5 protein-coding genes are annotated in these 6,402 nt (G+C 45.9%); 3 read left to right on the forward strand and 2 right to left on the reverse strand.

Going from position 1 to position 6,402, the window contains the following annotated elements; genetic code table 11:
• The first annotated feature begins 330 nt into the window (after positions 1 to 330).
• Complete coding sequence (locus tag H6S82_RS34360; protein WP_190464057.1) at positions 331 to 2,298, forward strand: PQQ-dependent sugar dehydrogenase; 1,968 nt, start codon at positions 331 to 333, stop codon at positions 2,296 to 2,298.
• Positions 2,299 to 2,571: 273 nt separating this feature from the next.
• Here H6S82_RS34360 and H6S82_RS13835 read toward each other — a convergent pair whose 3' ends face one another.
• The gene (locus H6S82_RS13835) at positions 2,572 to 2,784 is read right to left on the reverse strand and encodes a helix-turn-helix transcriptional regulator (protein WP_190464083.1); all 213 of its coding nucleotides are present in this window, start codon (positions 2,782 to 2,784) and stop codon (positions 2,572 to 2,574) included.
• A gap of 124 nt (positions 2,785 to 2,908) precedes the next feature.
• Here H6S82_RS13835 and H6S82_RS13840 point away from each other — a divergent pair, with 124 nt between their 5' ends.
• Positions 2,909 to 3,364, forward strand: coding sequence for a hypothetical protein (locus tag H6S82_RS13840; RefSeq protein ID WP_190464056.1), 456 nt, complete (start codon positions 2,909 to 2,911; stop codon positions 3,362 to 3,364).
• A 2-nt stretch (positions 3,365 to 3,366) separates the two neighbouring features.
• Here the strand turns inward: H6S82_RS13840 and H6S82_RS13845 are convergent, their stop codons facing one another.
• Positions 3,367 to 5,103, reverse strand: a complete 1,737-nt coding sequence (locus H6S82_RS13845) for a vanadium-dependent haloperoxidase (RefSeq protein ID WP_199315224.1) — start codon at positions 5,101 to 5,103, stop codon at positions 3,367 to 3,369.
• Between the two features lie 164 nt (positions 5,104 to 5,267).
• Here H6S82_RS13845 and H6S82_RS13850 point away from each other — a divergent pair.
• A partial coding sequence (locus H6S82_RS13850) for a GTP-binding protein (protein WP_191056321.1) occupies positions 5,268 to 6,402 on the forward strand: 1,135 nt, incomplete at its 3' end.

Consider the following 6,402-nt stretch of genomic DNA (forward strand, 5'->3'; position numbering starts at 1 on the left):
TTACCGAAGCACGCAGTAATAGGCTTTTAAATCTCATAAAATAAAGCTGGATTAGCCAAAAATCTGCGAAAAACCTATATATTTATAGTTGACATTTTTAAATATAAGTGGTAAAATAAATCGTCGATCGGGAATCGAGACTGAGGATTAGAATGCGATCGAGCCATATACTCAGCACGCAATTAATTTAATTTTGGCAAGTTTGAATTTTTCACTTTAACTTCTATCTGGAGATAGATTTTAGAATATTTATAAGCACAGATGAAAGCAGATGAATTTATTGCTTAGATGCGTAAGATTATAAGTATTTGTTGCAGGTAGGAAACAGCGATGTCAGGCCCAAATTTTGATGGCTTTTATGACTTAACTGCCAATTCCGATAATTTTCAGGTAACGGCGGGATTGCTGGGTGGATTGCCGTTCGGACTGCGCGGATTAGAAGGAAATGATTATATTGGCGGTTCCTCTGCGCCGGAAATGATTAATGGCAATCAAGGTAACGATACCGTATCTGGTGGCGAAGGTACGGATGCAGTGTATGGTGGCAAAGGTAACGACTACCTGTACGGAAATCAGGGTAAAGATATCTTATTTGGCGATAACGATGCGGATATTCTTTTCGGCGGTAGCGAGGACGATTATCTTTACGGCAATCAAGGAAACGACCAAATTTCCGGCGACAAAGGCAACGATATTTTATTTGGCGGTAAAGGCGATGACCTTCTCAGCGGTCTGGAAGGAAATGATATTTTAGTGGGAGATTTTGGCAAAGATACTTTAATTGGTGGAGAAGGTCAAGACACAGTTGTACTGCGAACGGATACCGCCGTAAACGATGCAGCTTTAGCAGATATTATCCGCGAATTTAATAACGGTTTCGATCGCATTGGTTTGACTGGCGGTTTAACGGCGGCAGACATTTCTCTGGAAATTGGTTCTCTGGCTGCTGGTAGTTCTGATACTATAATTAGAGTGAAATCTGACGGTGCAATTTTGGGTTGGGTTGAGGGAGTATTGCCAAACCAAATAGGAAGCGATCGCATTGTTTCAGTAGATAGCTTATTAGCAGCAGAAACCAACAATATTAATAACCTTTTATCTGGGATTCCTTTTCACAACAGCATCATCACCGCCGCACCGATTTCATCAACACCGATAAATGTTACACTCGACTCATTACCGCCGCCTTTCCAAACCGAAAGCGCCACCAAATTTTCGCAAACAGTGCCAATTCCAGACAATCCCTCACTGCAAGTACCGACAGGTTTTGAAGTAAACGTATTTGCCGCCGGTTTGGTAAGTCCGCGTTGGTTAGCTGTCACTCCCACCGGCGATGTTTTAGTAGCGGAAACATCCCAAAATCGGATTAGTTTGTTACGAGATAGCAACGCAGATGGTGTCGCCGATGTTCGCACCACTTTTGCCAGTCAGTCAAACGGATTAAATCAACCATTTGGGATGGTTTTTGCCGACAATTACTTCTATCTTGGCAATACTAATGCCGTCGTGCGTTTTCCCTACAGTAACGGTCAGTTGCAATTAATCGGAACAGGCGAGAAAATTGCCGACTTACCAACTGGCGGACACTCCACGCGCAATCTCGCACTTTCTCCGGATGGACAGAAATTGTATGTAGCGATCGGATCTGCTTCTAATGTTAATGTAGAACCTCTGCCACGCGCTTCGGTACAGGTGATGAATCTTGATGGTTCTAACCGACAAACTTTTGCTTTTGGTTTGCGAAATCCAGTCGGACTAGAATTTAACCCGACAAACAGCGAACTTTACACTGTGGTGAACGAACGCGATGGTTTAGGCGACGACTTAGTTCCAGATTACCTCACCAGTTTGAATGCAGGTGAATTCTACGGTTGGCCTTATACTTATCTATCACCAAATCTACTCGATCCGCGCCGCACAGTTAACGGACAAAGCGAAAATCCCGAATTAGCAGCAAGTACTACTACACCCGATGTCTTGTTCCAAGCACATTCCGCACCTTTGGGATTGGAATTTTACAACGGTCAAACTTTCCCCCAAGAATATCGTAACGGTGCATTTGTCGCCTTTCACGGTTCTTGGAATCGCGATCGCGGTACCGGTTACAAAGTTGTGTTTGCGCCTTTCGACACCAATGGTAATCCTTTAGGTTACTATCAAGATTTTCTGGACGGTTTTCTGTTAAATCCTTCTGTACCGACGACTTGGGGAAGACCTACGGGTTTGCAAACTTTACCCGATGGTAGTATGCTCGTTACTGATGATGCCAATAACCGCATTTATCGAATTCAATATTAGGGACTAGAAAAAGTCAAAAGTCAAAAGTCAAAAGTCAAAATTAGGAATTTCTTCCCTTTTCCCTTTCCCTTTGAGAGGGTGCCAAATCCGGTTGCATCGATTGCACAAAAATCGCTTTCTTATCTGCGTTTATCTGCGTTTATCTACCTTCATCTGCGGTAAAAATTTAACCCCGATTCCCACAGATAATATGAGAGCATCAGTCATATACTACCGATGTCACCGGACATGATATAAATAGCGATCGCACAACAACCTTCAAACAAACTCTGACTATTCCTTCACTATCTCAACTAAATCTTCAACCAAAATATTAAATGCCCGCGCTAACTTAAATAAGGCAGTTACATCAGCCATTGCCATTCCATCAGACAAGGCATAAGTTTTAATCGTGCTGTAGGGGACTCCGGAGCGATCGGATACTTCCTTAAGCGACCAACCCTCTTTCGCAGCAAACTCTCTAATCCGCAGTTTGACCAGTCCCATACTTGACAGCAGCTGAATATTCAACTATAATTTTATGATAATTAAAAGCAATCGCCCTCCCAGGTAGCAATCTGAAGGGCGAGCGCTAATTAAAAACAAAACCCCAAAAGGGGAAGTCATTTATATGGTAGCAACAATTCAGCAAGAATCAACAGTAGTTCATCCACAAACTCGCTTTGTTACCGCAGAAGCAATAGCCCAACTTCTGGGAGTGCATCCGGAACAGCTTACACAAATACGCTGTTGGGCGCACGTTATCTTGGTAGTGGGAGATGGTATCAGCAGATTTGTCAGCTACGCCGACTTGCCGCCGATCGTAGCAGTCGAACCACCGACCACCAAGGACTTTCTCGCTTGGCGCAAGCGTTGGCGCAAAACCAGAACATATACAGCGCCTCAATTTTGGGTGGAATTCTACGCCCAAAAGTTTCAGCAAGCTGGTTCTTTGACACAACTGCACAAATGGGGAGAATTGGTCAGCCAAATCAACTTTGGTTTTAATTTACCATCTGTGCAGTCATTGCAAAGCATTTATCAAGAGCTAACACAGCAATATAGGTGGCAAACGTCCTTAACTTAGCTCTACATAATTGTCATATCGTTATTCAACAAGAAGTTCTCGACAATATAATTGGCGACAGACCTCCCCAACAGCAGCCCATCTGTATTATCAGATGAGAAATGAACTCCCGCATAAAGACGGCTGATCGAGGTTTCCTCTGCTGCTTGCGAAAAACTATCATACGATCGAGAAATGTTGGGATTATCTAGCGCATTGGCAGTAAAACTGACATCGTTACCGAAGATAGAACTCAAAACTATCTCTGCCGCGCCACTTTGGGCGCTGTGTCCCGATACGTAACCGGGAAACGCCGGAGTCCCCAGCAGAGGTTCCCAGTTCGGATCGGTTTCTGTCAGGGGATTATTATCGGTGTCAGCTTGTCGAATCGCAGTAATCGGTCGCCAGGAATTATAGGCATACTTGGTATCCCAACTCGCAATGGAAGTGTCAGCCAATGCAATATTCAACAAAGCGAACATACGCGCATCTTCCAGGAGACTATTGCCATGCCTTAAAGACATTTCTTGTGCGATTTGATTCCAGAAAGTAGGTGGGGTAAAAGCATTGGGACTGCCCGCCCAGAATCTGGCAATTTCTGTTTGTTCGGCAGTGCGAGTAGCGCTATTTTTGCTGCCCAATTCTTTAACTAAATTGAACTCGGCTGCGTATTCGGCGCTATTCAACAGCTTTGGCCCGGTCAAGCGAAACTGAGATGTGCTTCTAATCCCAAAAGGCGTAACATCCGCCCACTGAGGTGTCGTTGCCGGTGCAAAGTTGGGGGGAGTCGGTACCCAGCTGCCGGGATTGGATTGTGGCGTGTAAGGAACTTGGATGTTTGAACCATCCGTACTCCGCCACTCGATAATGCGATCGGCTACAAATAGGCCCAAGGCAACGCCATCACTTTCCGATTTACCGTCGGGAACTTGCGCCAGAGATGACGCCAATGCCGCATCCAAGCTAGCTTTTTGTTGGGGGTAGGCATTGACTAAAACGCGATGTGCCGCCGCAGCGGCAGCAGCTTCAGGGGAAGCAAAAGCAGGTGCTTCTGTGTCCACTCGGTAGGGAGAGAAAGTATTTGCAATGGCATTAACAGCATCGTAAATTGCTGTATGTACCATTGCCATATTCCGAGTTGCCATCCCGCCTGACGTTCTCTCTACCCGCATCGCATTCAGCAGGGTCTGATTCCAATCAATAACCACATTCGTAGCATCGGCAGAAACAAAGTTTTTGAATGCCGGATCGAACTGGAAAGTAGGTGAAAATTGCCGTCTTTCTGTCAAGCCCAAAACGTTTAAGTGGGATAGGGCAATAGAGCGATCGCCACGGTAAGTTTGATTGACATCTGCGTTATTCTGTAGATAGAAGTCCAGATCGACAACCTCAGAAAAGCGGCGTCCCTCCACCAGTCCGCGAGTTTGCAGATGCTCGAATAATTGCTCGTTGTTGAAAGAAGCTAAATCGCGGTTGTTCTCGCGATAGAAGTTTAAGTTTACCAACCGAGAAAATACCCGTCCCTCAGCAATTCCGTGTGTTTGCAGATGCTCGAATAATTGCTCGTTGCTAAAAGAAGCTAGATCGCTGTTGTTCTCGCGATAGAAGTTTAGGTCTACCAACGGTAAAAATTGGCGTCCCTCCTTCAGACCAAACTTCTGTAAGTGTTCAAACAGTTGATTCTCGGTAGTCAAACCTGCCGCTGGCAAGTCAGAATGTACAGCTTGGTAAAAAGCGGCATCAAATATCTTAGGAGTCATAGTTTCATAATTTACGGATAGATACTCAAATATCTATCGGATGGCTTTTGACAATAAGTATATTTTCTCATATACAGCCGCACGATCGCTTGCGTCTGTTAATAAGCTAAGATTGTTAAAGATTTATTACTGTTTTCGCTAACTCCCTGTTCTCAAAGGCTGCTATGACGCTCCCTATTCGCAACGTTGCCATTATTGCCCACGTAGACCACGGCAAAACCACTTTAGTTGACGCTCTGCTCAAACAATCCGGCATCTTCCGCGAAGGGGAAGAAGTACCTGATTGCGTCATGGACTCCAACGCGATCGAGCGGGAGCGCGGCATTACTATTCTGGCAAAGAACACAGCCGTTAAATATAAAGACACGCTGATCAATATAGTTGATACCCCCGGACACGCTGACTTTGGCGGTGAAGTCGAACGGGTGTTGGGTATGGTGGATGGCTGTCTGCTGATTGTAGATGCCAACGAAGGCCCAATGCCCCAAACCCGCTTCGTACTGAAAAAAGCCCTGGAAAAGGGATTGCGCCCTATTGTAGTGGTGAATAAGATCGATCGACCCCAAGCAGAACCGCATAAAGCGATCGACAAAGTATTAGACCTGTTCCTAGAATTAGGTGCAGATGACGACCAATGCGATTTTCCCTATCTATTTGCCTCCGGTTTGGGTGGATACGCTAAAGAAGACCTGAAAGACGAAGGCAAAGATATGCAGCCTTTGTTTGACGCTATTTTGCACCACGTACCGCCACCGGTCGGCGACCCCAACAAGTCGCTGCAACTGCAAGTCACGACTCTAGACTATTCCGATTATCTGGGTCGGATAGTCATCGGTCGCATCCACAACGGTACGATCAAAGCCGGTCAGCAAGCGGCATTAGTAACGGAAACCGGTGCAATTGTAAAAGCCAAAATCACCAAGTTAATGGGATTTGAAGGCTTGAAGCGGATTGAAATGGCAGAAGCTTCCGCCGGAAACATCGTCGCCGTAGCCGGTTTCGCCGATGCGAATATTGGGGAAACGATTACCTGTCCCGACGAACCGCAAGCACTACCGCTGATTAAAGTAGACGAACCTACCTTGCAGATGACGTTCTCGGTGAACGATTCGCCGTTCTGCGGACAGGAAGGACAATTTGTCACCTCTCGGCAATTGCGCGATCGACTCATGCGAGAATTGGAAACCAACGTCGCCCTCCGCGTCGAAGAAACCGACTCCCCCGACAAATTCCTCGTTTCCGGTCGCGGTGAATTGCACCTGGGTATCCTCATCGAAACCATGCGCCGCGAAGGTTACG

Origin of the sequence: Planktothrix sp. FACHB-1355 (assembly GCF_014748295.1) — a bacterium.
GTDB lineage: Bacteria > Cyanobacteriota > Cyanobacteriia > Cyanobacteriales > Aerosakkonemataceae > Aerosakkonema > Aerosakkonema funiforme_A.

What these genes read in the sequence shown, in the direction of transcription:
- H6S82_RS13840 (WP_190464056.1), top strand. Translation starts at nt 2,909, where the DNA reads ATGGTAGCAACAATTCAGCAAGAATCAACAGTAGTTCATCCACAAACT.
- H6S82_RS13835 (WP_190464083.1), bottom strand. Translation starts at nt 2,784, where the DNA reads ATGGGACTGGTCAAACTGCGGATTAGAGAGTTTGCTGCGAAAGAGGGT.
- H6S82_RS34360 (WP_190464057.1), top strand. Translation starts at nt 331, where the DNA reads ATGTCAGGCCCAAATTTTGATGGCTTTTATGACTTAACTGCCAATTCC.
- H6S82_RS13845 (WP_199315224.1), bottom strand. Translation starts at nt 5,103, where the DNA reads ATGACTCCTAAGATATTTGATGCCGCTTTTTACCAAGCTGTACATTCT.